Source organism: Enterobacter cloacae complex sp. S3, from assembly GCF_014930495.1.
GTDB classification, from domain to species: Bacteria; Pseudomonadota; Gammaproteobacteria; order Enterobacterales; family Enterobacteriaceae; genus Enterobacter; species Enterobacter asburiae_B.
In genome coordinates this window covers 54261-80892 of record NZ_JADBRD010000032.1, presented here as the reverse complement: position 1 = coordinate 80892, position 26632 = coordinate 54261, and the positions used below count along the sequence as shown (strand labels likewise).

The window sequence follows — 26632 nt, the reverse complement described above, 5'->3', positions numbered from 1 at the left end:
ACTTCTGCTTTGCGTTGACAGAGCGTGAGAATGGTCGGGATCAGCGCGGTAAAGGATTTGCTCACCGCCGGAGGCACGTTTTCTCCGAGGGAAATGTGCAGCGCCTTCAGGCGCGAAATGGCGATAAACACTTCCGTTGAGAGCAGCCCGATCAGCACCCCGGCGAAAATCCCGGTTGAGCCAATATTGGTGAACGTCAGCACCTGGGTGATGTTCACCGCGGCATCGCTGCCGACGGGCGTAATCTGCAGGCGCATCGGCATCATGATGATGAAGCTGCTGACGGCGATAACCACTGCCGAGACCGGATTGTCGAAATCTTTGTTGCGCGCCAGCGACCAGGCAATCATCGGGGCCAGCAGCAGCGCGGCAATGTTCAGCGTGCCGTTGATAATCGCCTCGCCCCACACCTTAAACTGCGCGAGCGTGTCGCCGTGAAAAATCCACGGAAATACCACGTTGTTCACCAGCACCGCCAGACCGGCGAGGATGAAAATCGGCATCACCGTGGCGAAAGCGTCGCGCAGGGAGCGCAGGTGCACCTGATTTGCCAGGCGCGCCGAGAACTCTACAAATTTATCGACAAAAGACTGCATGTGCGGTGTTATTTTTGTTTCAGACATAGCGGATAGTTCCCATCAATCAGTCACAAAAACGGCCCGGCAGCGTACGGCTTACATCTCGCGTCCGTTGGTATGGATAACCTGTTTTAACCACGCGTAGCTCTTCTTCGGCACGCGCTTCAGGTCTTTCAGGTCATGGTTTTCACGGTTGACATAGACCACGCCGTAGCGTTTACGCATGTCGCCCTGGGAGCTGAGAATGTCGATTAACCCCCAGCCGAGGTAGCCGATGACCTCTGCCCCGTCCTCGAACATCGCCTCCTTCATGGCATTGATATGCGCCCGGTGGTAGTCGATGCGGTAGGTATCCTCAATCGGGTTCACGCCGTCCCAGGACTCAATCACCCCGATGCCGTTTTCGATCGGGAAGACCGGCATCCGCCAGTCGTTGGCGTAGCGGGTGATGATGGTGCGAAAGCCCAGCGGATCGATCTGCCAGTTCCACTCGGTGGCCTTCAGGTACGGGTTGTTTTTCTCGCCGTGCAGCAGGTAATAGTTCACCGGCGTGCCTTCCGGGATCGCATCGCTGTCCAGCGTTTTGCTGGCGTAGTAGCTGAAGGCCATATAGTCGTTTTTAGTCCGCGCCAGCAGCGCTAAATCCTCGGCGCGGTAGATATCGCCAAAGCCCTCCTGCTCCACCACCGCCATCACCGCCGGGCTGTAGCCCTGCCCGGCGAAGACGCGCAGCAGGTTCTGGTTGAGGAACTCGTCGTACTGCTGGGCGCAGAAGATGTCGCGCGGTTTGCAGGTGGCCGGGTAGATCAGCTGGTGCGCCAGCATGCCGCCCATCAGCTGGCCCGGTCTGGTCTGATGCAGATATTCGGTCAGCGCCATGTGCGCCACCATCGTATGGTGCTGCAGCTCGTACAGCTCGCGCAGGGTTTTGTCGCCGTGCATATAGCCGGAAATGCGGAACGCTTCAGGCATATGGAAAATGTTCTGCTCGTTGAAGGTCAGCCAGTACTTCACGCGGTCGCCATAGCAGTCGATCATCTTTTTGCCGTAGCGGATAAAGGCCTCCATCACGCGGCGGTCGTTGAAGCCGTTGTACTCCTGCGCCAGCGCCAGCGGCATATCGAAATGGTAAAGACAAACCATCGGCTCGATGCCGCGGGCGATGAGATCGTCAATAAAGCGGTCATAAAATGCGATGCCCTCGTCGTTGAACGCGCCGTCGCCCTGCGGGCAGACGCGGCTCCATGAGATCTGAAAGCGATAGCAGTTCATGCCCAGATCTTGCATCAGGTCGAAATCTTCCCGGTAGCGGTGGTAGGAGTCGGTCGCGACTTTCCAGTCGGAGACGTTCTCCCCGGCTTCGCGAATGTCGTAAACCGACATCCCCTTCCCACCCTCGTTCCATGCGCCTTCCGTCTGCATGCTGGACACCGAGTTGCCCCATAAAAAATTGGCCGGCAGCGAATTGTTCATGCTCTCTCCCTATATGACTAGTCATTTAAAATTTCATGACTAGTCATATAGGCGAAGATGAAATGGGGATCAAAGAGGAGGATCGTTTTTTGTGAGCAATGCGGGAAAAAAAGCCCCGGTTAGCGATGCACTACCGGGGCAAGGAAGGTTATTGTTGCGCGAGCTGATTGCGGCGATATTCCCCCTGCCGCTCCAGCATCCAGCCCGGGTATTCGCGCGGCAGCGCGCTCACCGCATCAAGCTGCTTAAGCTCGTCTTCGCTCAGTCGGATCCCGGTCGCGGCGATATTGTCGTCCAGCTGTTCGACGCGTTTCGCGCCAATGATGACGCTGGTCACCGCTTTCTGATGCAGCAGCCAGGCCAGCGCGATTTGCGCGACGGAGACGCCCTTGCTTTCGGCGAGAGTGCGCATCACGTCCACGCAGTCGAAGGCGCGTTCTTTGTTCACCGGCGGGAAGTCAAACTCCAGACGACGACCACCGGCTTCGCTCTGACCGTCGCGGCCATATTTTCCGCTCAGCAGACCGCCCGCAAGCGGGCTCCAGACCATCAGCCCGACGCCTTCGCTCTGCATCATCGGTACCAGCTCGCGCTCCAGATCGCGCCCGGCAATGGTGTAATACGCCTGCAGCGACGCGAAACGCGCCAGCCCAAGACGTTCAGAAATACCGAGCGCTTTGGCAATCTGCCACGCCGCCCAGTTCGAGACGCCGATGTAGCGCACGTGGCCGTGCTGCACCAGGTTATCCAGCGCATAGAGCATTTCTTCAATCGGCGTTGCGGGGTCGAAGCCGTGAAGCTGGTAGAGATCGATATGATCGAGCTGCAGGCGGCGCAGGCTCTCCTTCACGCTGCTGATGATGTGATAGCGCGAGCTGCCGCGCGAGTTCACCCCTGCCGTTCCCGTTTCGCCGAACACTTTCGTGGCGACCACCACGTTCTCGCGAGGGATCTTCAGGTTTTTCAGCGCCTGACCGGTGATCTCCTCCGAGCGTCCTTCCGAGTAAACGTCCGCGGTGTCGATAAAGTTGATCCCGGCATCCAGCGCGCGGCCCACCAGCTGCTCGGCTTCACTTTGCTGGAGCTGGCCAATCTTGCCCCACATGCCGCCCTCACCGCCGAAGGTCATGGTGCCGAGGCACAGTTCAGAAACAAACAGACCGGTGTTGCCCAGTTTTTGATAACGCATAAGTTATTCCTCGCATGTCGATTGGGTACCCGATAGTTATACCCGCCCCTCAGCCATCGCGAATGTGGTGTTCCTGTCCGTTTCTTGCCCAATCCTCTGAATTTATCCGCGCGGGGCGTCGCCAAAGACGCTGTATTCTGGTAATTGCACCTGCTGATACGGTTCCCAGCCGCCGCCGAGGGCCTTGTAGAGCGCCACCAGATCGAGCGCACTCTGCACCTGCGCCTGCGCGCGCTGCTGCTGGGCCTGCGCCAGCTGACGCTGGGCGTCCAGCACGTCGATAAAGCTGGCGATCCCCTGCCGGTAGCTGTCGCTCGCTAAATCAAAGGCGTTTTGCAGGGCGTCGATCGTTTTTGCGAGACCCGCTTCACGCTGCTGGTCGGTGCGATAGCTCACCAGCGCGTTTTCCACATCCCCGAGCGCGGTCAGCACCGTCTGGCGATAGTCCAGCACCGCCGCTCCCTGCTGCGCGCGCGCCACCTTGACGCTGGAGACCAGTCGACCGCCCTGGAAGATGGGAATGGAGACCTGCGGGCCGAAGCTGTAGAAGTGGCTGCTCCAGTCGGTCAGCCAGTTGGTTTCGCTGTTGCGCAGGCCAAACTGCCCGGAGAGCGTAAAGCTCGGGAACAGCTCCGCCACCGAGACGCCGATTTGCGCCGTCGCGGCGTGGAGGTTCGCCTCCGCTTCGCGCACGTCCGGACGGCGTCGCGCCAGCGTGGACGGAATGCCGGTCTGCACAATATCCGGCAGGGCTGGCATCGGCTGCACGCTTTGCAATTCCGCATCCAGCGCCCCTGGCGGCTTGCCGAGCAGGATCGCCAGGCCGTTCATCGCCTGCCGCTCCTGCGCCTGATATTGCGGAAGCTGTGCTTCAAGGTTGCCTAACTGCGCCCGGGCGTTTTCCACATCCATCTGCGGCGACAGCCCGCCCCGCTGGCGGCTTTCGGTGAGATCCAGCGTCTGCTGCGCGCTTTTAATCTGGGTGTTCAGCGTGGCGATAATGCTCTGCGCCCCGCGCAGCTGGAGCCACGCGCGCGCCACTTCGGCCTCCAGCGATACCAGCGCGTCGTTACGCTGCTCAATAGCCGCTTTCTGCTGCGCTTCGGCGGCTTCCACCTGACGACGCACCTTGCCCCACAGGTCGATTTCCCACTGGGCGTCGAAGCTGCCCTGGTAGAGATTAATCGGCTGCGTCAGCGGCCCCAGCGCGCCCTTCAGGTTGGGATCGATACTATCCACCTGGTCATACACGCCATGGGATTTCAGCTCCCCTTCCAGGCCAAGCTGCTGGCGCGTCGCCTGCAGATTGCCGTTGACCGACGGATAAAACGCCCCGCCCGCCTGATTAATCTGCTCTCGCGCCCCGGCGATGCGCAGCACCGTCTGCTGCAGCGTCAGGTTTCCGGCAATGGCGCGCTCAACCAGGCTGTCGAGCTGCGTCGAGCCGAAGGTCTTCCACCAGCGCGGATTGGTCGCGGCGGAAGTGGTTTGCGATTTCACCGCGCTGTCGCCCTTATCGTTCCAGTGCGTAACGGCGGGCGGCGCAGGCTGCTGGTAGTCAGGCCCGACGGCGCAGCCCGCCAGCAGCATCATTATCATCAGGGGGTGTAAACGTCTGTGTATCATCAATGTGCTCCTGCACTCCCCTCGCTCTTAACCGGCGAGAGCAACAAACAAAACGGAATCAGTAACAAGGCCACCGCGCTCAGGATGGTAAAGACGTCGATGTAGGCCAGGAAGCGCGACTGCTCGATCATGGTCTGGTACATGCGTCCGGTGGCGATGCCGGTGGGGTCGCCCACCTGGGTGGTAAAGTTCTGGATCGCCTGGGCGCTTTCGCGTATCGCCTGCTGGAACTGCTCGTTAAGCGGCGAGGCGTGGTACGCCAGATGCGCGCTGTGCGCCTGCGCGCGTTCGGTGATGGCCGCCGTCGAAAGGGATATGCCAATCGAACCCGCGACGTTGCGGAACATGGTAAACAGCGCCGCCGCATCGGCATTCAGCCGCCTCGGTATCGAGATAAATGCAATCGTCGTGAGCGGCACAAACAGGAACCCCAGCCCTATCGACTGGGCGCTGCGGAACAGCACCAGGGTTTCGAAGTCGATATCCGGCGTCAGCGTTCGCGACCAGAAGAACGACACCGCCAGACAGGTAAAGCCAAAGGCGATGATCCAGCGCGTCTGCACCACCGGCATCAGCTTCAGCACCAGCGGAATGGTTAAAACAATCAGCACCGCGCCGGGCGACAGCACCAGCCCGGACCAGGTAGCGGTGTAGCCCAGGTCCTGCTGCGCCAGCTGCGGGATCACCACCGAACTGCCGTACAGGATCATCGCCATCCCCGCCATCAGCAGGCTGGAGATGGCAAAGTTGCGGTCCTTCATGCAGTGCAGATCCACCACCGGCTTTCTGGCATACACCAGCCAGTAGATGGCGCCGATAATGCCGACAAGCGTCAACACGCCGAAGGTGCGGATAAAGTTCGAGTAGAACCAGTCCTCATCTTCTCCCCGGTCGAGCATCACCTGCAGACAGCCCAGCCCCAGCGCGATCAGGCCGATCCCCGTCCAGTCGATAGTCAGCTTCTCTTTTGATTTGCTCTCCCACGGCGGATCTTCCAGCAGCTGGTAGATCGCCAGCACCGTGACAATCCCCACCGGAATGTTGATAAAGAACACCCAGCGCCAGGAATAGTTATCGGTGATCCAGCCGCCCAGCGTCGGGCCAAGCACCGGCGCAACGATAATCGCAATGGAGGACAGACCAAAGGCCTTGCCCCTGTCCTCCGGCTTGAAGTAGTCGAGCAGCACCGACTGCTGCGTGGGCTGCAGCCCGCCGCCAAAAAAGCCCTGCATCACGCGGAACAGGATGATCTGCCACAGCTCGGTGGCAATCCCGCACAGGAACGAGCAGACGGTGAACATGACGATGCAAATCAGGAAGAACTGCTTGCGGCCAAACACCCGGCTCAGAAACGCTGAGATGGGCAGCACGATGCCGTTCGCGACCAGATAGCTGGTTAACACCCAGGTGGATTCGTCATAGCTGGACGAGAGCGAGCCTGCCACGTGGGGCAGCGCCACGTTGACGATGGTGGTGTCCAGAATTTCCATGAATACCGCCAGGGTGACGACAATCGCCACCGCCCACGGATTGCTGGCGGGTTTCCAGCTGTCGTGGCTGTGATCCGTCATTCCACCGTCACCTTCGGTGCAACCGACAGCCCCAGCGGCAGCGGTTTGTTTGGATCCAGGCCTTTATCAATCACGATCTTGACCGGCACGCGCTGCACAATTTTGACGAAGTTGCCGGTGGCATTTTCTGCCGGGAAGGCGGAGAAGCGCGAGCCGCTGCCCTGCTGAATACTGTCGACGTGGCCCTCAAGCTCCATATCCGGCCACGCGTCGACGGACACGGTGACCTTATCGCCCGGCTTCATGCGCTCGAGCTGCGACTCTTTAAAGTTCGCGACCACCCACACGTTCGGGGAAACCAGCGAGAACAGCGCCGTCCCCGCCTGCACCAGCGTGCCGGGCTGCACGTTGCGTTTGGTGACAACGCCGTCGAAAGGGGCGCGGACTTCGGTATAGGAGAGGTTAAGGTTGGCCGTTTCTAGCTGCGCTTTAGCCTGATCGACCTGACGCTCGCGCGCTTCAACGTTGGTTTCCTGCTGGCGGATTTGCAGCTGGACCTGCTCTGCCACTTCCAGCTGCGCCTGAGCGCTGGCCAGCCCTGCCTGTGCGCTGCGCAGCTGTGCGTTCGCGGAGTCGATACTTTGCTGAGTGGTCGCACGCGGGTCGACGCCGCGCTGGCGACGGTACTCTGCCTGCGCGTTCGCCAGATCGGCCTGCGCTTTCAGCACCTGCGCTTTGGCTTCGTCACGCTGGGCGGGATATTGCACCTTCGAGAGCGCCAGCTGTGCCTGCGCCTGATGCAGCTGCGCGATAGCCAGCCCAAGCTGGGCCTGAGCCTGATCGCGCTGCGCGGTGGTGTCACGCGGATCGATAACCACCAGCAGATCGCCCTTTTTCACGCGCTGGTTATCGCGCACGCGCAGCTCGGTAACGTAGCCCGCCGTTTTGGGGGCAATCGTCACCACGTCGCCGTCGGTAAAGGCGTCGTCGGTCGTCTCTTCGTTACGGGTTAAAAACCACCAGACCAGCGCCACGACCACCATCACCACCACGACAATGCCGAGGATAATTAACGGTTTCTTGCCCGGGCGCTTACGCTCATTATTGTTTTTGTCCTGCTCGTCAGCAGGCGGGTTTTGATCTTCAGCCATAGTTCAGCAACGGTCCTGTCAGTGAGCGGCATCACACTATGCCGTTCACTAAAGCTAGGACGTTGCTATACGTTTGCCAGGAAAAACTGACAAATTGCGCACTATATGAGAAGGAATATTCCGAAACCGATCGCCGCGGCCCAAACCAGCATCGGAATCGACCAGACGTGGAAACGCCACCAGATACGACGGTCGTTGGCCATGCGCAGAGCGATCAGGTTTGCCAGCGAGCCGGGCAGCAGCCCAAACCCGCCGATGTTCACCGCCCAGGCCAGAAGCGTATCGGGCGGAACATAGTTGAGCAGCAGAATGGTGGACGGTACGTTGCTGATAAACTGCGACAGGCCAATCGCCGTCAGCCACAGTCCCGGCTGAGACAGCGTGCTGACGCTGTGCAGAACGTTCTGCAGTACCGGAAGCTGGATAAGGAGATGCACATCAATAAACATCGCCATAAAGACCAGCAGCAGCGTCCAGTCCACGCTCACCAGCACGCGACGCGCCAGGACGACAAAGCCTGCGGCAACGAGCAGGACGCCCGCCAGCTCATACTTCAGCTCCAGCGCGAACAGAAAGACGATGTATAACCCGAGACAGCTCCACACCAGGCGCGGCTGCCACTGCGGGCCGGTTGTGCCGCTGTGATACTGCAGCTTTTTATCCGGAAACGCGAACCAGCACACCGCCATCAGCGACAGCATCATCACCAGCGCCAGAGGGGCCATCTGCCAGGTAAAGGCGGCGAACGACAGCCCGGACCGTCCCCACAGAAGGATATTTTGCGGGTTGCCGATTGGCGTCAGAAGCGAGCCCGCATTGACGGCCAGCGCTTCAAAGATGATCAGCCGGCTGACGGGGATCTCGCACAGCTTACGCAGCGTGAGCGTGAGGGGTACGATGATAAACAGCGCCACATCGTTGGTCAGAAACGTCGACAGCACCGCGGCGGAGAACACCATAAACAGGGACAGCCTGCGCTCGGTGGCAAAGCGGCGCACCATTTTACGGCCCAGAACGTCAAAATAGCCGCTCAGCTCGACCCCTTTGGTGAGCATCATCAGGCCGCTCAGGGTAATGATGGTGCGCCAGTCAATTGCGGCGGGCCAGGCGTGTGGCGCAAAAGGCACAAAGAGGCTTAACGCTGCGCCAATGATTAATAAGAGATGGAAGAAACGATCGCGTGCCAGGGCCTGCAGTCCGGGGATTTTCATTCAGCGGAGGGACCATATTTAAGGGTAAATTCGCGAAACTTCACCAGCGTCTCTTCGCTGACGTGGTGTTCCATGCCTTCCGCATCCCGGCGGGCGATCTCCGGGCTGACGCCCAGCACCAGCAAAAAATTCTCGACAAGCTGATGGCGCTCGCGGCTCTCCTGCGCGAGTTTCTCCCCTTCCGGCGTCAGAAAAACACCGCGCCAGGGGATCATTTCAATTAAGCCCACGGAAGCCAGGCGTTTTAACATTTTAGCGACAGTTGGCTGTGAAACCCCCAGCCTGGCGGCCATATCGACCTGGCGCGCTTCACCAACCTCACGAATCAGATCGGAAATGAGTTCAACATAATCATCAATCAGTTCACGCCGGTGCGCTTCACGGACCTGGCGAAAACCTTCGACATGTTCTTCAACATTCACCAGTTGCGTCGTTTTCCTCATTGTCGGATGACCTGCGCGACGGTTCATTGTACTTCCTCAGTGGGGTGACGCTTCCAGCGCCCGGATTCGAGAGCGCACATTGTAAACCATAGCTCCGCAAGCACAAAAAATTAACGAAATAGCCATAGCTATACAATATAGCCTGTGCTATATCTGTATGTAATGCAGTCACCCTTCACGGATCGAAGGGATCAAAACTCAGGAGGTCTTATGAACGAATTCAAGAGGTGCATGACCGTGTTTACCCACTCTCCCTTTAAAGTGCGCTTAATGCTGTTGAACATGCTGTGCGATATGATTAACAACAAACCGCATCAGGACGACAAACCTTCCCACTAAGCGGCGTTGCGGTACGCCGCTTCATTTTCCCGTCACAATCTCGCTCTAAACTGGCTTCCAGCCGCCTTATTCCCGATCTTTTTTACGGATTTGCAGTCCCCTTCGCAAAACATCTGCTTAGCAACTGTTGATATTCTTTAGCGCTCGCACTATCTTCTTGCAGCCCTGCACAATTTGCGGCTCGCTGAAGCGGACCCTCATTCCCTCTCCACGCACTGTCAGGCAGGTTATGACCCTTGACGCCAGGGTGAGCACATGGCGTTTTCATCCATGATAGTGACCTATGAATGTAACCCTGATAGATACCGTTGTGACCCGCAGCCGGGCCTTAAGCCCGTGGACGGGTTTTTACTTTTTGCAGTCATTACTGATTAACTTTGCGCTGGGTTATCCCTTTAGTTTGCTCTACGCGGTGGCGTTCACCTGCGTTCTGCATGTGCTGTGGCGATCCGCACCGCGCGTGCAAAAAGCGTTAATCGGGATCTGCTCGCTGGTCGCTGCACTCTATTTCCCGTTTGGCCAGGCTTACGGCGCGCCAAACTTTAATACCCTGCTGGCGCTGCACTCGACCAATATGGAAGAATCAACGGAGATCCTGACGATCTTCCCGTGGTACAGCTACGTGGTCGGGATCTTTATCTTCGCGCTGGGCGTTATCGCCATCCGCCGTCAGCCGGGCGAGAAAAAACCCTGGGGTAAGATCGAAATACTCTGTCTGGTGTTCAGCGTTGCCGTGGCGTTTGTCGCCCCCATCCAGAATATTCCCTGGGACGGTAAGCTAAGGCTCACCAATATCGGCTATCCGGTTTTCCGCTTCGTGAAGGACGTCGTTGTCAATAATAAAGAGGTTCTCGACGAGCAGGCGCGCATGGCTGAGCTTTCCAATATGAAAGACACCTGGAACGTGCTGGCCGTTAAGCCAAAATATCACACCTATGTGGTGGTGATTGGCGAAAGTGCCCGTCGCGATGCCATGGGAGCCTTCGGCGGACACTGGGATAACACACCGTTTGCCAGTTCGGTTAAAGGCACGCTGTTTACCGATTATGTCGCGGCCAGCGGCTCGACGCAGAAATCGCTCGGCCTGACCCTAAACCGTGTCGTCGACGGCAAACCCCAGTATCAGGATAATTTTGTCACCCTGGCAAACCGCGCGGGTTATCAGACCTGGTGGTTCTCCAATCAGGGGCAAATTGGCGAATACGATACGGCCATCGCCAGTATCGCCAAACGTGCCGACGAAGTGCAGTTCCTGAAGAACGGCGACTTTGAAGCCGACAAAAACACCAAAGACGAAGCGCTGTTGAAAATGACGGCACAGGTCTTCGCCACCCCGCGCACCCAGCCTCAGCTGATCGTCCTGCACCTGATGGGATCGCACCCACAGGCCTGCGATCGGACCGGCGGGAAGTACGCGGAGTTCGTGCAGTCCAAAGAGACCTCTTGCTATCTCTACACCATGACGCAAACCGATGAGCTGCTGAGCAAGCTGTACGATCAGCTGCGCAATACGGGCGACAGCTTCTCCATGGTCTATTTCTCGGATCACGGACTGGCGTTTAAAGAGCGTGGTAAAGAGGTGCAGTATCTGGCGCACGATGACAAGTTCCAGCAGAACTTCCAGGTGCCGTTTATGGTGCTGTCGAGTGATGATAAAACGCATCGCGTTATTAAAGCGCGTCGTTCGGCAAATGATTTCCTGCAGTTCTTCTCGCAGTGGACGGGGATTAAGGCCGAGCAGATAAAAACGGCTTACCCGTTTGTCTCTAACAAGAAAGCTCCCCCAGTGTACGTTACCAACTTCAAGTTACAGAAAGTTGACTACAACCATCTGGGTACGGATATTTTTGATATTAAGAGTAAGTAATTGCCGTCTCGTGCGGACTGATGCCCTCACCCTGGCCCTCTCCCACGGGGAGAGGGAACAAACACTAAAAACGGCAACCTGGGGTTGCCGTTTTGCTTTTACCTTCAAAAAAAAATCCGCCACATTGGGCGGATTTTTTATTAGCTCACCGGAGTGATTAGAAGCGGTAACCTACGCCCGCGATCCAGGTGCCAACGTCAACGTTGCGGATACGGCTCTGCTCATAGGAGAAGTCCAGAGCAACGTCCTGGATTGGGTTGAACTGCAGGCCTGCGCCATAGGAGAAGCCATAGTCGCTGTTGCTTGCAGTGCGGCTTTCGCTCTGGTTTTCAGTTTGCTGGAATTTACCGTAGCCAACACCTACAACACCGTAGATGCTCGCCCAGTCATTCAGACGGTAAGCTGGACCAGCGGTGATACCGTAGTACTGGCCTTTGTTGTATGCGCCGTTTTCAGAACGATCTTTCTCGGTATAGGTGAAAGAACCGATCACGCCCAGTGGGTTGTTATCCTGCTCGTAGCGATACTTCAGGTTGAAACCGTTAGCTTTGTTCATCACGCCCTGATAGTCGCTCTGAGCGTAACCACCAGTAACAGTAGAAGTAGCAGCTACAGCGGTACCTGCGGAAACAGCCAGTACAGCGGCCAGTGCTGAAAGACATGCAATTTTTTTCATAACCACCTCAAATGTGCTTCAAGTAAGTCCGTAAGTTTTAAATATATCAAAAAAATTTGCGAAACTCTTTGTGATTCGTGATGTCTAATGAAACCTTTCCTGTAACAGAACGTTTCCAGCATCAGCTATCTCTTTCAAATCACATGCAATTTTCACTACTAAATGCGCATATTGCGCGTACGCGCCGTTACATTCATCCAGATTATTCCTAATCTATCAGGCGATAAATCCACCAGCGCTTAACCATTTTACGGATTTGACACGGTTTTTTTTCAACAGCGCCTCAACCGTTGCCGCTTATTTCCTTTACACTGCAACCTTTACCTCATTTGACATAAGCTGACAGGAGAAAGGATGCCTGGGTTATCCCGCACGTCGTCGGTCTGGTTGCCGGTGGCAGTCATACTCATTGCCATGTTGTCCATTCAAAGCGGTGCTTCGCTGGCAAAATCACTTTTCCCGCTGGTAGGTGCGCCAGGGGTGACTGCCCTGCGTATCGTGCTGGGCACGGCGATACTGGTGGTCATTTTCAAACCCTGGCGTCTGCGCTTCAAAAAGGAGCAGCGTTTACCCCTGCTGTTTTATGGACTTTCCCTCGGGGCAATGAACTATCTGTTCTACCTCTCTATTCAGACGATACCGCTGGGGATCGCCGTCGCGCTGGAGTTTACCGGCCCGCTGGCGGTGGCGCTTTTCTCCTCGCGACGTCCGGTCGATTTTATCTGGGTCGTGTTAGCCGTTCTGGGCTTATGGTTCCTGCTGCCGCTGGGCCAGAGCGTCGCTGAGATTGATCTGACGGGCGCAGCCCTGGCGCTGGGTGCTGGCGCCTGCTGGGCCGTCTATATACTTACGGGCCAGCGTGCAGGAGAAGAGCACGGTCCGGCGACCGTCGCGTTAGGTTCCCTGATCGCAGCCATCGTCTTCGTGCCTATCGGCATGGCGCAGGCGACCGAATCTATCTGGCAATGGTCCGTCATGCCCATCGGGCTGGCGGTCGCGATTCTCTCTACCGCACTCCCCTACTCTCTGGAGATGATTGCCCTTACGCGTCTGCCGACGCGTATATTTGGCACCCTGATGAGCATGGAGCCTGCGCTAGCCGCCATTTCCGGAATGGTGTTTCTCGGCGAAACCCTGACATTGACCCAGACGCTGGCGCTCTGCTCGATTATCGCGGCATCAATGGGCTCGACGCTCACCATGCGCCCGGAACCTAAAGTTGAGAAAGTGGATATCAGCTAAGGCCATATATTCTGCATGGCTTCCATGCCATGCAGAATAAAGGCCAGAAAGACATGCGTTATAATTTCTTACACACTTTGTTCTATTTTCGAAATATCCCTCTGCGTTTACATCCCCATCCAGCAATTAAGATTGATCTGTATCAATTTTAAAATTACCCATTTATTTCAATGAATTAAATTCACAAGCCACTTCTCGCTATTAAACCGATAGGCACAGCCAAACCGCAGAGAAAAAATCCGGTGCTATACTTAGTTCCGTAATTACCTGGGACATAAACATCAAGAGGATATGAGATTATGAGTACCGCTAAACTGGTGAAAACGAAAGCGTCTAATCTGCTTTATACCCGTAACGATGTATCGGATAGCGACAAAAAGGCGACCATTGAGTTGCTGAATCGCCAGGTGATCCAGTTCATCGATCTTTCGCTGATCACCAAACAGGCCCACTGGAATATGCGCGGTGCAAACTTTATTGCCGTTCATGAAATGCTGGATGGCTTCCGCACAGCACTCGTGACCCACCTCGATACGATGGCTGAACGTGCCGTTCAGTTAGGCGGCGTGGCGCTGGGTACCACGCAGGTGATCAACAGCAAAACGCCACTGAAGAGTTATCCGCTGGATATCCATACCGTTCAGGATCACCTGAAAGAGCTGGCGGACCGCTACGCGATTGTGGCCAATGACGTGCGCAAAGCGATCGGCGAAGCCAAAGACGAAGATACCGCAGACATTTTCACTGCCGCCTCCCGCGACCTGGACCAGTTCCTGTGGTTTATCGAATCTAACATCGAATAATTCATACGAATTTTCTATCAAACCCTCGCCCTCCGGTGAGGGTTTTGCACATCTATGGTGCACAGTTTTTGTCTGCACACCTGCAAAAGTGAACGAAATGTAATAATCACCTCACACAACCGTTAACGGAAGATTGTTTTTTCGTCAGAATTTACGCTAAATATCTCCCCGTCAGTTGAGCCAAACGAAGCGCACCAAAACGGTGCTCCACTTTGGTGCAATAAAGCCTCATTGCCCCATTTATTGTGCAATGCATGACATCATCCCCTTTGCAAAACAATAGCTTGTAAAGTTGGCACGATTTTTTCATTGTGCCACCTGTTCTCGCAGGGGATCGCCCCGTGGATATAAAAGGAAATGCTATGAAGTCTGTATTAAAAGTTTCACTGGCTGCACTTACCCTGGCTTTTGCAGTGTCCTCTCAGGCTGCCGACAAACTGGTTGTGGCGACCGACACGGCGTTCGTTCCGTTTGAATTCAAACAGGGTGATAAATACGTTGGTTTTGATGTGGATCTGTGGGCCGCTGTCGCAAAAGAACTCAAGCTGGATTACACCCTGAAGCCTATGGACTTCAGCGGCATCATCCCGGCACTGCAAACCAAAAACGTTGATCTGGCACTGGCAGGCATCACCATTACCGATGAACGTAAAAAAGCGATCGACTTCTCTGACGGCTACTACAAAAGCGGCCTGCTGGTCATGGTCAAAGCCGATAATAACGACGTAAAAAGCGTGAAAGATCTCGACGGCAAAGTGGTGGCAGTGAAGAGCGGCACCGGTTCTGTTGATTACGCGAAAGCAAATATCAAAACCAAAGACCTGCGTCAGTTCCCGAACATCGACAACGCGTACATGGAACTCGGCACCAGCCGTGCTGACGCTGTTCTGCACGACACGCCTAACATCCTGTACTTCATTAAGACAGCCGGTAACGGCAAGTTCAAAGCCGTTGGCGAGTCTCTGGAAGCACAGCAGTACGGTATCGCGTTCCCGAAAGGCAGCGACGACCTGCGCACGAAAGTTAACGGCGCGCTGAAAACGCTGAAAGAGAACGGCACCTATAACGAAATCTACAAAAAATGGTTCGGTACCGAGCCTAAATAATAAGACGTAAAAATGACGTTCACTCGGGGGCGACCTTTCGCCCCTGCTATTTTTGAAACACGGTAACAGTAACAGGAAATTATCATGCAGTTTGACTGGAGCGCCATCTGGCCTGCCATTCCACTCTTGCTTGAAGGCGCTAAAATGACCCTGTGGATTTCGGTCCTGGGTCTGGTTGGTGGGTTGATTATCGGTCTTGTCGCCGGTTTCGCCCGCACCTACGGCGGCTGGATCGCAAACCACATCGCACTTGTTTTCATCGAAGTGATCCGCGGCACCCCAATTGTCGTGCAGGTCATGTTCATCTACTTCGCCCTGCCTATGGCGTTCACCGACCTGCGCATCGACCCGTTCAGCGCAGCCGTCGTCACCATTATGATCAACTCAGGCGCCTACATTGCGGAAATCACCCGCGGTGCGGTGCTGTCGATTCATAAAGGTTTCAGTGAAGCCGGTCTGGCGCTAGGTCTTTCTCGTCGCGAAACGATCCGCCACGTTATTCTGCCGCTGGCGCTGCGTCGCATGCTGCCGCCGCTCGGTAACCAGTGGATCATCAGCATTAAAGATACGTCGCTGTTCATTGTTATCGGCGTGGCAGAGCTGACCCGTCAGGGGCAGGAGATCATAGCTGGCAACTTCCGCGCGCTGGAAATCTGGAGTGCGGTAGCCGTTGTCTACCTGATCATTACTCTGGTTCTGAGCTTCGTTCTGCGTCGTCTTGAAAGAAGGATGAAAATCCTGTGATTGAATTTAAAAACGTTTCCAAGCACTTTGGCCCAACCCAGGTGCTGCACAATATCGATCTGAATATCAAACAGGGTGAAGTGGTGGTGATTATTGGGCCATCCGGCTCCGGTAAATCCACCCTGCTGCGCTGCATCAACAAGCTGGAAGAGATCACCAGCGGCGATCTGATCGTCGACGGCCTGAAGGTAAACGACCCGAAAGTGGACGACCGTCTGATTCGTCAGGAAGCGGGCATGGTGTTCCAGCAGTTCTACCTGTTCCCGCACCTCACGGCGCTGGAAAACGTGATGTTTGGCCCGCTGCGCGTGCGCGGTGCCAGCAAAGCGGCGGCAGAAGCGCTGGCAAAAGATCTGCTGGCGAAAGTCGGCCTGGCAGAACGTGCGCACCACTTCCCTTCCGAGCTGTCCGGCGGTCAACAGCAGCGTGTGGCGATTGCCCGCGCCCTGGCGGTCAAACCGAAAATGATGCTGTTTGATGAGCCTACGTCCGCACTCGACCCGGAGCTGCGCCACGAGGTGCTGAAAGTCATGCAGGATCTGGCGGAAGAAGGGATGACGATGGTTATCGTAACCCACGAAATCGGCTTTGCCGAGAAAGTGGCGTCCCGCCTGATCTTTATTGATAAAGGCCGTATCGCGGAAGACGGTAACCCGCAGGAATTGATTGCGAACCCGCCGAGCCAGCGTTTGCAGGAGTTCCTGCAGCACGTCTCCTGATCCATCGCTTTACGCTAAGCCGGGCTTGCCCGGCTTTTTTACGCCAGATTGTTCCCAAAAATCCCCCTCCTCGCCCCGACTTCTATACTTATCATTTTGTTCGACATTTTCACCGGAGGACGCCGTGCCGTGGATCCTGCTGCTGTTGATTAGCCTGTTTAGTGCGCCTTCGTTCGCCGTCGCGATCCCCGGCGTGACCACCGGAACCCCTGCGACCCAGCAAAATACGCCGCCTCCGGAACCCGATGTTGAACAGAAAAAAGCCGCCTACGGTGCGCTTGCCGACGTCCTTGAAAACGACACCTCCCGGCAGGAGCTCATTGGCCAGCTGCGCAAAGCCGCCGCCACGCCGCCGCAGGAGTCGGTGCCAACCCTCACCCCTCCGCAGGTTGAGGAGCAAAAAACGGTGCTGGAAAATGTCACCGACGTGAGCCGCCACTATGGGGAAGCGCTCTCATCACGCTTCGCTCAGCTGTACCGCAACCTGATTGGCTCGCCGCATAAGGCATTTAACCCGCAAACGTTTACCGCCGCCGCCACGCAGTTCCTGATGCTGGCGGGTGCGGTATTTCTTTTTTACTGGCTGGTGCGTCTGTGCGCGTGGCCGCTGTACCGCAAAATGGGGCAATGGGGACGCAGGAAGAATCAGCATAAAAGCAGCTGGCTGCACCTGCCGTTGATGATAGCCTCAGCGTTTATCATCGATTTACTGCTGCTGGCGTTGACGCTGTTTTTAGGCCAGATGCTGGCCGACAGGCTGAATGCAGGCAACAAAACCATCGCCTTCCAGCAGTCGCTTTTCCTGAATGCCTTTGCCCTGATTGAGTTCTTCAAGGCGCTGCTGCGGTTACTCTTTTGTCCGCACGTGCCGGAGCTGCGGCCTTTCTCCATTCGGGATGCGAGCGCGAAGTACTGGGCGCTGCGTCTGAGCGTGCTCAGCGGGCTGATTGGCTACGGCCTGCTGGTTGCCGTGCCGATCATCTCCAACCAGGTGAACGTCCAGTTTGGCGCGCTGGCAAACGTGCTGATCATGATCTGCATTACCGTCTGGTCGCTGTATCTTATCTTCCACAATAAAAAAACCATTACCCAAAGCCTGCTGAATCTGGCCGATCGCTCCCTCTCGTTCTTTAGCCTCTTTATTCGCGCGTTCGCCCTGGTGTGGCACTGGCTGGCAAGCGCTTACTTCATCGTGCTGTGCTTCTTCTCGCTGTTTGACCCGGGCAATAGCCTGAAATTTATGATGGGGGCGACGTTCAAAAGCCTGGCCATTATCGGCATCGCGGCCTTTGTGTCGGGGCTGCTGTCGCGATGGATCTCGAAAACCATCACCCTGTCGCCGCAGGTGCAGCGTAATTACCCGGAACTGCAAAAACGGGTAAACGGCTGGATGTCGGTATCGCTCAAAGTGGCGCGCATTCTCACCGTCTGCGTGGCGATTATGCTGCTTCTGAATGCGTGGAGCCTGTTTGATTTCTGGAACTGGCTGCACAACGGTGCGGGTGAAAAAACGGTCGACATCCTGATTCGCATCGCGCTGATCCTGTTCTTCTCCGCCGTCGGCTGGACGCTGCTGGCGAGCCTTATTGAGAACCGCCTGGTATCGGATATTCACGGCAGGCCCCTACCCAGCGCCCGGGCAAGAACGCTGCTCACCCTGTTCCGCAACGCGCTGGCGGTAATTATCAGCACCATCACCATCATGATCGTGCTGTCAGAAATCGGCGTGAATATTGCCCCGCTGCTGGCGGGTGCCGGTGCCCTGGGGCTGGCCATCTCCTTCGGCTCACAAACGCTGGTGAAGGATATTATTACCGGCATCTTCATTCAGTTTGAGAACGGGATGAACACGGGCGATCTGGTGACCATCGGGCCGTTAACCGGCACCGTGGAGAGGATGTCCATCCGTTCGGTTGGCGTGCGTCAGGACACCGGGGCCTACCACATCATCCCCTGGTCTTCGATCACCACCTTCGCCAACTTTGTGCGCGGGATTGGTTCCGTTGTGGCGAACTATGATGTGGATCGCCACGAGGATGCGGACAAAGCGAAGCAGGCGCTGCGCGATGCGGTAGAAGAACTGATGCAGATGGAGGATATTCGCGGGCTGGTGATCGGAGAGCCGTCATTTGCCGGCATCGTCGGGCTGACGAACACGGCGTTTACCCTGCGCGTGTCGTTCACCACCCAGCCGCTGAAGCAGTGGACGGTGCGCTTTGCCCTCGACAGCATGGTGAAAAAACACTTCGATCTGGCGAACGTGCGGATGCCCGTGCAGACGTATCAGGTATTGCCGCCGCCCGCATCGCCGCTCCCGCCGCAGGAGCCGACGCTGTAACCGAGCCGGGTGGCGGCTTTCACCTTACCCGGCCTATGACAGGGTGCTATTTGCGACGTTTGTTGTTGTCCATAAACGTCCAGGCGATAAAGCGGCTCTGTTTCTGGCCCTGCGCCATCTCTTTTTTCACCACTTTTACGGCGCCCGCTTCGGTCAGCGCGCGGTAGAGCGGCGGCAGGTTATCCCCGCGGGAAACCAGCGTCGTGAACCACTTCACCTGACGGCCAAACTGTTTGCTTTCCGCAATCATGCGCAGGATAAACGCCACTTCGCCCCCGTCACACCAGAGCTCCTGCTGCTGTCCGCCGAAGTTCAGCGCGACGTCTTCAGCCTGACCCAGGTTACGGCGCTTGCGCTCGCTGCCCGCACGGGCCGATGCCGCCGAATCATGGAACGGCGGGTTGCACATCGTGGCGTCATAGCTTTCGTTTTTGTGAATAATGCCGTTGAAGATCGACGCCGCATCTTTCTGACGACGCAGGCGAATGGCGCGGCTTAATCCCGGGTTAGCGCTGATAATCGCCTGGGCGCTGGCAAAGGCCTCGTCACCGATTTCGCTTCCGGTAAAGCGCCACTGATATTCATGCGCCCCGATCAGCGGGTAAATCAGATTCGCCCCGGTGCCAATATCCAGAATGGTGGCCTGCTGTGGAACGACACCCTCATTGCCTTCGGCAAGAAGGTCGGCAAGGTGATGAACGTAATCCGCGCGGCCCGGTACGGGTGGACAGAGAAAGCCTTCCGGAATATCCCAGTGAGCCACACCGTAGAAATGCGCCAGCAGGGCTTTGTTCAGCATTTTAACCGCCTGCGGGTCAGCAAAGTTGACCGAGGGTTCACCCGCTGGGGTCTGAACAAGATAGTCCTGCAGCGGCGGGCAGCTCAGGCATAGCGCGTTCATGTCGTAGCGGCTGCGGTGGCGATTTCGCGGGTGCAATCCCGGCTTTTGGGCAGTCATGGCATTCTCCTTTAAACAGCGGCGTAAGATACCCTTTGCTGGCCCAACGGTAAATCTTTCTCTGCGCTGTTCAAAAAATCGCCATAAATCAAACACCTTTATGTCTATGATCCGTCAGCGAATTGTCAATTTATATCGTTCAAAAAATAAGCAGATCATCATCAAATATTTGCGCTAAGTCACACTCGTCAGGCTTCTAAACTTAAAGGGAATCACCTGTTGTTTCCTCATGAGGATGTGATTATGAAAAAGTACCTGACCCTTGCTGTTATCGCAGCCGCCCTCGCGACCGCGTCCTTCTCTGCCATGGCCGTCCAGTCACTCACCCAGAGTACCGATACGAGCCAGCTACGTCCTGCAGGCACCGTTTCGGTAAGCCGTGCCAGCAACCTTGACGATCTGCAGGCTAAGCTCGCCGAAAAAGCCCGTCAGGAAGGTGCAAAAGGATTCGTGGTGAACTCCGCTGGCGGAGATAACCATATGTACGGCACTGCGACTATCTATAAATAACCTGTCTCTTCCACAAGACTGCATCTGCCCAACGGGTGCAGTTCTCTTCTCCCTTCGCCTTGATTGTTCATTTTTTAACCCCATAGTAAACGTATGGCCTAAACCGATTTCAGGAGGACGCTATGGCTTCCGGCTGGGCAAATGACGACGCTGTTAACGAACAGATCAACAGTACAATTGAAGATGCGGTTGCGCGTGCCCGCGGTGAAATTCCGCGCGGCGAAAGCTTAACGGAATGCGAAGAATGCGGAGAACCCATTCCGGAGGCGCGTCGAAAAGCCATCCCCGGCGTGCGGCTTTGCATTACGTGTCAGCAGCATAAAGATTCGAAAAACTCATCGCACTCAGGATATAATCGCAGAGGTTCGAAAGACAGCCAGTTGCGTTGACTTTACTTTACCCAGACTAACCGAGCCCGCACGTTCCTTTACGCTCACGGTTTTTAGCCAGACGCGTAGCAAAACGTGCCCTTCGTATTGCTTCTGTAAAGCGCATCCACAAGAAGTGTAAAGCGGCACTTTGAATTTATTAATATTCAATAAGTTATTTGTCATTCAATTTTTTTGAGCAACCACGTCAATTCTCTTCGATTTTATCTCTCGTAAAAAACCGTGATACTTATCACATCGACGGAACATCGTCCCCTTAACAGAAACACCTGCGAGAGATTAATTATGAAAACCATCAAATATGCTGTAGCTGCTGTTGCCCTGTCCGCTCTGTCTTTCGGCGCTTTCGCCGTAGAGCCTGTCTCTTCTACTCAGGCACAGAACATGAACAAAGTTGGTGTGGTCAGTGCTGATGGCGCCACCACGCTGGACGGTCTGGAAGCCAAACTGGCTGAGAAAGCCGCTGCTGCCGGTGCAAGCGGATACACCATTACCTCCGCTAACGGCAATAACAAGCTGAGCGGTACCGCGGTTATCTACAAATAATCGACTGAATGAATGCTGTACCCTCGCCATACCCTCTGGTGAGCTGCTCCACCCTCATTGACCCTGTTGTTGTTACCCTTGCTTGCCCGTCCGCCACTGGACGGGCTTTTTTTTGTCTAAAACGCCTGCGCCACGCGTTCAAGCCCGGCCTGAACGGATTCCACTTCTCCGGTAGCCAGCAAACAGCAGGCCATCTGCAGCTTGATCGAATGCGGAACAGGAACATTTCCGGCAAGGCACTGCTCAATCCAGTGGGCTGTAGTATGCGGATCTTTTGCCTCAGGCAGTATCACACCGGTATTCTCTTCGCCGCGCTCAAGAATGGCGCGCGTGCCTGCAGAATCAATCAGCATCACCTGCGGGCAGCGCTGCGGGTTCGCATAAACCTCGCCCTCCGTGCCGTGCATCAGCAATGCCCTTCCGCCAATAGCCTCAAAGAACTGCCCCACGCGCGCCACGTATTCCGGGTGCGAAACGCTGGAGAGACGCAGGGCGGCATCTTCGCCAAACGGCGTGGCCAGTTTCGCCAGCGTGTGCGCGCTGTTGCGCACGCCCATGCGCCAGCGCATATCGAGCTGCTTTTCCAGCGGCGGGCAGAGCGTGCCGACCGGGATATAAACAGGCTGATGGCCATCCAGCTTCGCCTGCGCATGGCCGGCATGACGCGTTGGCTCGATGCCCAGCATCCCGAAAATGGTCTCCGTCAGCACGCGGGTGGGATCTTCGCTAACGCCGTGCACCACCACCGGGAACCCCAGCTTGTGTAACAGGATAGCGAGCAGCGGGGTTAAGTTTGCCTGCTTGCGCGCGCCGTTATAGCTCGGGATCACAATCGGCATCGGTTTCGCCACCGGCGGCGTTAAGCGCAGCGTTTGCGCCTGCATGGCATCATAGAAGCCGCGCATCTCCGCTTCACCTTCGCCTTTAATACGCAGCGCAATCAGGATACCGCCCAGCTCCAGCTCCGGTACCTCGCCGTTAAGCATGCGGGTATAAAGCGCACGCGCGGTTTCATGGTCCAGATCGCGGGCGTGGTTTTTACCTCTGCCTACCTCTTTGATAATTTTACGATAATCCACGACATTTCTCCTTACAGCAGGTTATCAACAATATAGCCCTGATGATGACTCCGCTGTTAGTTTTTTTACCCACCCTGCGGTTTTTTATAATCAGTTGTTTTAGTAAGAAAAATTATTTTTCAAGAATTAATTGAATTATTTGGAAGCCGCGCGGGACCTTTCCCGGCCTGAATTTTCTGATTAAATAGTCGGCGGTGAGTAGTTGAGACATAACTTCGAATAATGCGGGATGCAGATGTCGAAAGGAGAAACATACAGGTTTAAATATGAAAAAAGTCACTTTAGGTTTATTCATTGCTGCCGCTTTGGGATGCTCTGCATCTTCTTTCGCAGCATCCACCGGTGAAGGGCAAATTAACTTCACAGGTGAAATTATCGATTCCGCCTGTCAGGTGGTTAACGGCTTAAGCAGTCCGCTGAATGTTGCGCTGGGCAAAGTCTCCAAAACAGCCTTTACCGGCGCGGGATCTACCAGCACCTTAACGAAATTTGATATTCAGTTAAAAAACTGCCCGGAAACGGTCACGTCAGCAGCCATCAACTTCGGCGGTACGCCAGATGCGGATAATAACACCACGCTGGCCTTGACCCCGGGTGCGACGACGGCAACTGGCGTGGCGATTCAGCTGGTTGATTCTTCCGAACAGCCCGTCAGTTTATATACGCCTTCGAAGCAGTATCCTTTAGCTGCTGGCACGACGGTAAATAATCTGGAGTTTGGCGCACGTTATATACAGACACAGGCATCGATCACTGCCGGCCAGGCTAACTCAGCGTCTACTTTTACAGTTATTTATAACTGATACGATCAATAAGGAGATATTCGCCTTCACGCGAAGGTTAATATCTCCTCTTTCTTTGAGACAGATTTATGCGACACAGTTATTTATTAAGCGCACTTTTACTGACCGCAGTAACAGCCCATGCAGGTGTGATTATTAATGGCACCCGACTGGTTTATCAGGGAGAGAAAAAAGAGTCTTCGATTGGGATTTCCAATCCGGATGATATTAACTATCTGGTACAGTCCTGGGTGGATACCGGCTTGAAAAAAGGCGGTAAAGCGCCATTTCTGATTACCCCGCCTCTGTTCCGTCTGAACGCTAAAGAAGATAACGTGCTGCGCGTGGTGCGCACCGGCGGAAATATGCCAGAAGATCGCGAGTCGTTGTACTGGTTAAATATTAAAGCCATTCCTTCTTCAAGTCATGAAGAGGGCGTTAATACATTACAAATAGCCATTAATACCCGTATTAAATTGCTGCATCGCCCTGCATCGATTAAAGGCAAACCTGAAGCAGTGGCTGATAAACTGGAATGGCACCGCGAAGGCAATGATCTGGTGGTAAACAACCCCACGCCTTTCTATATGAATTTCCAGAGCGTAACGCTGAACGGCCAAAAAGTGGCAAAAGCTACCTGGGCTGTGCCAGATACCTCTACCCGCTTTGCCCTTCCGGCAAATATGAGCGGTAACACCGTAAGCTGGTCGGTCATTAACGATTACGGAAGCATCAGTAAAACCTGGTCTGCATCCGTTCGTTAATACTCTATTCAACGCCTGGATAATCATGTACAGCACAACTAAGCCGCTATTATGTCGACTGCGTGAAATGCTGCCCACTTTTTGTGGGATAGCGGTGACATGCTGCGCGCTGCAGGCCCACGCTGATGATTATTTTAACCCTGCCCTGCTGGATATTGATAATCCAGAGCAGGCAAAGACCGATCTCTCTGTTTATGAAAACGGTCCCGGTCAGGCGCCAGGTAAATATCAGGTCACGATGTTCGTCAATAATAATAAAATCGACACTCGTGACGTCCTTTTTATATTACAAAAAGATGCGCAGGGAGATGATTCCCTGCAGCCATGCCTGAGTCTGGATGAATTAACGCATCTGGGCATCAAAACCAAAGATTATCCAAAGCTGGCGGCAAAAGGGGAATGCGCGGATCTCAGCGCCATCCCTTCGGCCTCGGCGACTTTCCGTATCAAAAACCAGCAACTACTGCTGAGTATTCCCCAGTCGGCGCTGGGCCAGGTGCCTCGCGGCTACATCGATCCGAAAGAGTATGACGAAGGGATCACCGCGGGCATCCTGAACTATAGCGTTAACGCCAGCCAAAGCCACGCCCGCCAGCATGGGAAAGCGGACAACAGCAGCCAGTTTATTAACCTGCGCCCCGGTTTTAACACCGGTGCCTGGCGCGTGCGAAATTACAGCACCTGGAACCACAATTCGGATGGCGGTCAGGGCGACGGCAAGCTGACCCCGGTCTATACCTATGCCCAGCGCGATATAGTGGGGCTGAAGAGCGAGCTGACCGTGGGACAGAGCAGCACCCAGGCCGACGTTTTCGACAGTGTCTCTTACACTGGCGCACAGCTGGCAACCGAAAGCGACATGCTGCCCGACAGCGAGCGCGGGTATGCCCCGGTGGTACGCGGTACGGCGCACAGTAACGCCCAGATGGTGGTTCGCCAGAATGGCTACGTTATCTACCAAAACACCGTTGCCCCCGGCGCGTTTGAGATTAACGATCTCTATCCCACCGGCAGCAGCGGCGATCTGAACGTCACGGTAAAAGAGACCGACGGCAGCGAGAGTCACTTCGTGGTGCCGTTTGCCTCCGTGCCGGTGCTGCAGCGGGAAAAACACCTCAAGTACAGCATCGCTGCAGGGCGCTACCGTTCATATGATAAAGAGGTTGAGAAGACCCCTTTCGCCCAGGGCAGCGCCATCTATGGCCTGCCACACGGCGTCACCGTTTACGGCGGTACGCAGCAGAGTTCGCATTACCACTCCACCGCGCTCGGCGCAGGGAAAAACGTTGGTGACCTCGGCGCGTTCTCCGTAGACGTTACCCGCGCCAAAGCGTTACTGAAAAAGCGCAAAACCAGCAAAGGGCAATCCCTTCGTCTGCGCTACAGCAAAAATTTTATCGCGACCGGCACTCACTTTTCGCTGGCGGGTTATCGCTACAACAGCAAAGGCTTTTACACCCTGCAGGACACCATGGAGTCCTGGACCAGTGCAAACGACTGGTCCGCTCCACAGCAGCGCCGCGCACGGGCGGAGGCCACCGTCGACCAGACGCTGGGCGAAAAGTGGGGTTCGGTGACGCTAAGCCTGGTGAAAGAGAGTTACTGGAGCCAGCGTCAGGATATGACCTCCCTGAGCGTTAACTACAACAATAGCTGGCACGGCGTGAGCTATAGCCTGAGCTACAGCATCAATAAAAACAGCGACGACACGGACGAGGACGGTAAATCCATCAGCTATGACCGACAAATCGGCCTTAACGTGTCGGTTCCGCTCGACCGCTGGCTGCCTAACACCTGGGCAAACTACAGCCTGAACAACGGTAAAGACGGCACCACCCACAACCTGGGCCTGAATGGTACCGCGCTGGAGGGAGACAAGCTGAGCTGGAACGTTCAGCAGGGACTGGACAGCGCTAATAACAACACCTCCACCAGTATGAATGCGGATTACAAAGGCACCTACGGTGAAGTGCGCGGCGGCGTAAGCCAGGACAGCCATCAGTACACCGTGAACGCCGGGATCCAGGGCGGCATCGTCGCCCACTCTGACGGCGTCACCTTCGGTCAGACCCTGGGCGAAACCGTGGTGCTGATTAAAGCGCCGGGAACGCACGGTACGCACGTTGCCAACCAGACGGGCGTGGAAACGGACTATCGCGGCTATACGCTGGTGCCCTTTGTCACTCCGTGGCGTCACAACCCAATTTCGCTGGATACCGAGACGCTGCCAGACGATGCCGACGTGACACACGCCTCGCAGACGGTGACACCAACGCGCGGCGCGATAGTTCGCGCCAGCTTCGATACTCGCGTGGGCAACCGCGTCTTAATGACGCTGGCCTGGAAAGACAAACCGCTGCCCTTTGGCGCAACGGTCACCACGGAAGACAAGAGCAGCGAATTTATCGTCGGTAACGACGGCCTGGTGTATCTCACCGGACTGCCGCAGCAAGGACGCCTTTTCGTTTCGTGGGGCAAGGAGGCGAGCGAGCATTGCGTCGCCGATTACGCCCTGACGCAAGAGAAGGATGACACCAACATTATTAACGCTGCCGCGCAGTGTCACTGATTAACACCGGACCGATCAT

At 55.7% G+C, this 26632-nt stretch carries 25 protein-coding genes; 14 read left to right on the top strand and 11 right to left on the bottom strand.

Annotation, left to right across the window (positions count from 1 at the left end):
* The 8 genes from IM317_RS18665 to mntR all read right to left on the bottom strand — a co-directional run.
* A partial coding sequence (locus IM317_RS18665; RefSeq protein WP_193362517.1) for a PTS transporter subunit EIIC occupies nt 1-623 on the bottom strand: 623 nt, incomplete at its 3' end.
* Nucleotides 624-674: 51 nt separating this feature from the next.
* On the bottom strand, nt 675-2051 hold the full coding sequence (locus tag IM317_RS18660; RefSeq protein WP_033145006.1) for a glycoside hydrolase family 1 protein: 1377 nt from the start codon (nt 2049-2051) through the stop codon (nt 675-677).
* 148 nt (nt 2052-2199) lie between these two features.
* Nucleotides 2200-3240, bottom strand: coding sequence for an aldo/keto reductase (locus IM317_RS18655; protein WP_033145005.1), 1041 nt, complete (start codon nt 3238-3240; stop codon nt 2200-2202).
* Between the two features lie 102 nt (nt 3241-3342).
* Nucleotides 3343-4866 (bottom strand): efflux transporter outer membrane subunit, encoded by a 1524-nt coding sequence (locus tag IM317_RS18650; protein WP_033145004.1) that lies wholly within the window; start codon nt 4864-4866, stop codon nt 3343-3345.
* Nucleotides 4866-6437 (bottom strand): DHA2 family efflux MFS transporter permease subunit, encoded by a 1572-nt coding sequence (locus IM317_RS18645; RefSeq protein ID WP_033145003.1) that lies wholly within the window; start codon nt 6435-6437, stop codon nt 4866-4868. Before IM317_RS18645 ends, IM317_RS18650 begins: the two co-directional genes overlap by 1 nt.
* Nucleotides 6434-7528 carry an HlyD family secretion protein gene (locus IM317_RS18640; RefSeq protein ID WP_032661279.1) on the bottom strand — a complete coding sequence of 365 codons (1095 nt, stop codon included), beginning with the start codon at nt 7526-7528 and terminating at the stop codon, nt 6434-6436. The genes IM317_RS18645 and IM317_RS18640 overlap by 4 nt, the downstream gene beginning before the upstream one ends.
* A 101-nt stretch (nt 7529-7629) precedes the next feature.
* Nucleotides 7630-8739 (bottom strand): anion transporter, encoded by a 1110-nt coding sequence (locus tag IM317_RS18635; protein ID WP_033145002.1) that lies wholly within the window; start codon nt 8737-8739, stop codon nt 7630-7632.
* Nucleotides 8736-9209, bottom strand: coding sequence for a manganese-binding transcriptional regulator MntR (gene mntR, locus IM317_RS18630; protein ID WP_023310887.1), 474 nt, complete (start codon nt 9207-9209; stop codon nt 8736-8738). Before mntR ends, IM317_RS18635 begins: the two co-directional genes overlap by 4 nt.
* A 183-nt stretch (nt 9210-9392) precedes the next feature.
* On the opposite strand from mntR, the gene mntS reads away from it, so the two are divergent.
* Nucleotides 9393-9521, top strand: coding sequence for a manganase accumulation protein MntS (mntS, locus tag IM317_RS18625; RefSeq protein WP_033145001.1), 129 nt, complete (start codon nt 9393-9395; stop codon nt 9519-9521).
* A 283-nt stretch (nt 9522-9804) separates the two neighbouring features.
* Nucleotides 9805-11388 carry a phosphoethanolamine transferase gene (locus tag IM317_RS18620; protein WP_033145000.1) on the top strand — a complete coding sequence of 528 codons (1584 nt, stop codon included), beginning with the start codon at nt 9805-9807 and terminating at the stop codon, nt 11386-11388.
* A 157-nt stretch (nt 11389-11545) separates the two neighbouring features.
* Here the strand turns inward: IM317_RS18620 and ompX are convergent, their stop codons facing one another.
* On the bottom strand, nt 11546-12064 hold the full coding sequence (ompX, locus tag IM317_RS18615; protein ID WP_023310884.1) for an outer membrane protein OmpX: 519 nt from the start codon (nt 12062-12064) through the stop codon (nt 11546-11548).
* A 354-nt stretch (nt 12065-12418) separates the two neighbouring features.
* Between ompX and rhtA the strand changes: the two genes are divergently transcribed.
* The 6 genes from rhtA to ybiO all read left to right on the top strand — a co-directional run bounded on the left by rhtA (nt 12419) and on the right by ybiO (nt 19016).
* Nucleotides 12419-13306, top strand: a complete 888-nt coding sequence (gene rhtA, locus IM317_RS18610) for a threonine/homoserine exporter RhtA (protein ID WP_023334998.1) — start codon at nt 12419-12421, stop codon at nt 13304-13306.
* Between the two features lie 299 nt (nt 13307-13605).
* Nucleotides 13606-14109, top strand: coding sequence for a DNA starvation/stationary phase protection protein Dps (gene dps / locus IM317_RS18605; protein ID WP_010428924.1), 504 nt, complete (start codon nt 13606-13608; stop codon nt 14107-14109).
* A gap of 362 nt (nt 14110-14471) precedes the next feature.
* Nucleotides 14472-15215, top strand: a complete 744-nt coding sequence (glnH, locus tag IM317_RS18600) for a glutamine ABC transporter substrate-binding protein GlnH (protein WP_033144999.1) — start codon at nt 14472-14474, stop codon at nt 15213-15215.
* A gap of 84 nt (nt 15216-15299) precedes the next feature.
* Nucleotides 15300-15959, top strand: coding sequence for a glutamine ABC transporter permease GlnP (gene glnP / locus IM317_RS18595; RefSeq protein ID WP_003858462.1), 660 nt, complete (start codon nt 15300-15302; stop codon nt 15957-15959).
* On the top strand, nt 15956-16678 hold the full coding sequence (gene glnQ / locus IM317_RS18590; protein ID WP_032641580.1) for a glutamine ABC transporter ATP-binding protein GlnQ: 723 nt from the start codon (nt 15956-15958) through the stop codon (nt 16676-16678). Before glnP ends, glnQ begins: the two co-directional genes overlap by 4 nt.
* Before the next feature lie 124 nt (nt 16679-16802).
* Nucleotides 16803-19016, top strand: a complete 2214-nt coding sequence (gene ybiO / locus IM317_RS18585; RefSeq protein ID WP_033144998.1) for a mechanosensitive channel protein — start codon at nt 16803-16805, stop codon at nt 19014-19016.
* Between the two features lie 46 nt (nt 19017-19062).
* Here ybiO and rlmF read toward each other — a convergent pair whose 3' ends face one another.
* Nucleotides 19063-19974, bottom strand: coding sequence for a 23S rRNA (adenine(1618)-N(6))-methyltransferase RlmF (rlmF, locus tag IM317_RS18580; RefSeq protein ID WP_033144997.1), 912 nt, complete (start codon nt 19972-19974; stop codon nt 19063-19065).
* Nucleotides 19975-20217: 243 nt separating this feature from the next.
* Between rlmF and mcbA the strand changes: the two genes are divergently transcribed.
* From mcbA to ybiJ, 3 genes are all read left to right on the top strand, one after another.
* Entirely contained in the window at nt 20218-20484 is a 267-nt protein-coding gene (gene mcbA, locus IM317_RS18575; RefSeq protein WP_032661263.1) for a DUF1471 family periplasmic protein McbA, read from the top strand.
* Nucleotides 20485-20606: 122 nt separating this feature from the next.
* A complete protein-coding gene (locus tag IM317_RS18570; RefSeq protein WP_033144995.1) occupies nt 20607-20873 on the top strand; it encodes a DksA/TraR family C4-type zinc finger protein in 267 nt (88 codons plus the stop codon).
* A gap of 285 nt (nt 20874-21158) precedes the next feature.
* Nucleotides 21159-21419, top strand: a complete 261-nt coding sequence (ybiJ, locus tag IM317_RS18565) for a DUF1471 family protein YbiJ (RefSeq protein WP_023310874.1) — start codon at nt 21159-21161, stop codon at nt 21417-21419.
* 116 nt (nt 21420-21535) lie between these two features.
* Here ybiJ and ybiB read toward each other — a convergent pair whose 3' ends face one another.
* Nucleotides 21536-22498, bottom strand: a complete 963-nt coding sequence (gene ybiB / locus IM317_RS18560; protein WP_033144994.1) for a DNA-binding protein YbiB — start codon at nt 22496-22498, stop codon at nt 21536-21538.
* 266 nt (nt 22499-22764) lie between these two features.
* On the opposite strand from ybiB, the gene IM317_RS18555 reads away from it, so the two are divergent.
* The 3 genes from IM317_RS18555 to IM317_RS18545 all read left to right on the top strand — a co-directional run bounded on the left by IM317_RS18555 (nt 22765) and on the right by IM317_RS18545 (nt 26613).
* Nucleotides 22765-23301 carry a fimbrial protein gene (locus IM317_RS18555; protein ID WP_033144993.1) on the top strand — a complete coding sequence of 179 codons (537 nt, stop codon included), beginning with the start codon at nt 22765-22767 and terminating at the stop codon, nt 23299-23301.
* 68 nt (nt 23302-23369) lie between these two features.
* Complete coding sequence (locus tag IM317_RS18550; protein ID WP_033144992.1) at nt 23370-24044, top strand: molecular chaperone; 675 nt, start codon at nt 23370-23372, stop codon at nt 24042-24044.
* A gap of 25 nt (nt 24045-24069) precedes the next feature.
* A complete protein-coding gene (locus IM317_RS18545) occupies nt 24070-26613 on the top strand; it encodes a fimbria/pilus outer membrane usher protein (protein WP_080277762.1) in 2544 nt (847 codons plus the stop codon).
* Nucleotides 26614-26632: the final 19 nt, after the last annotated feature.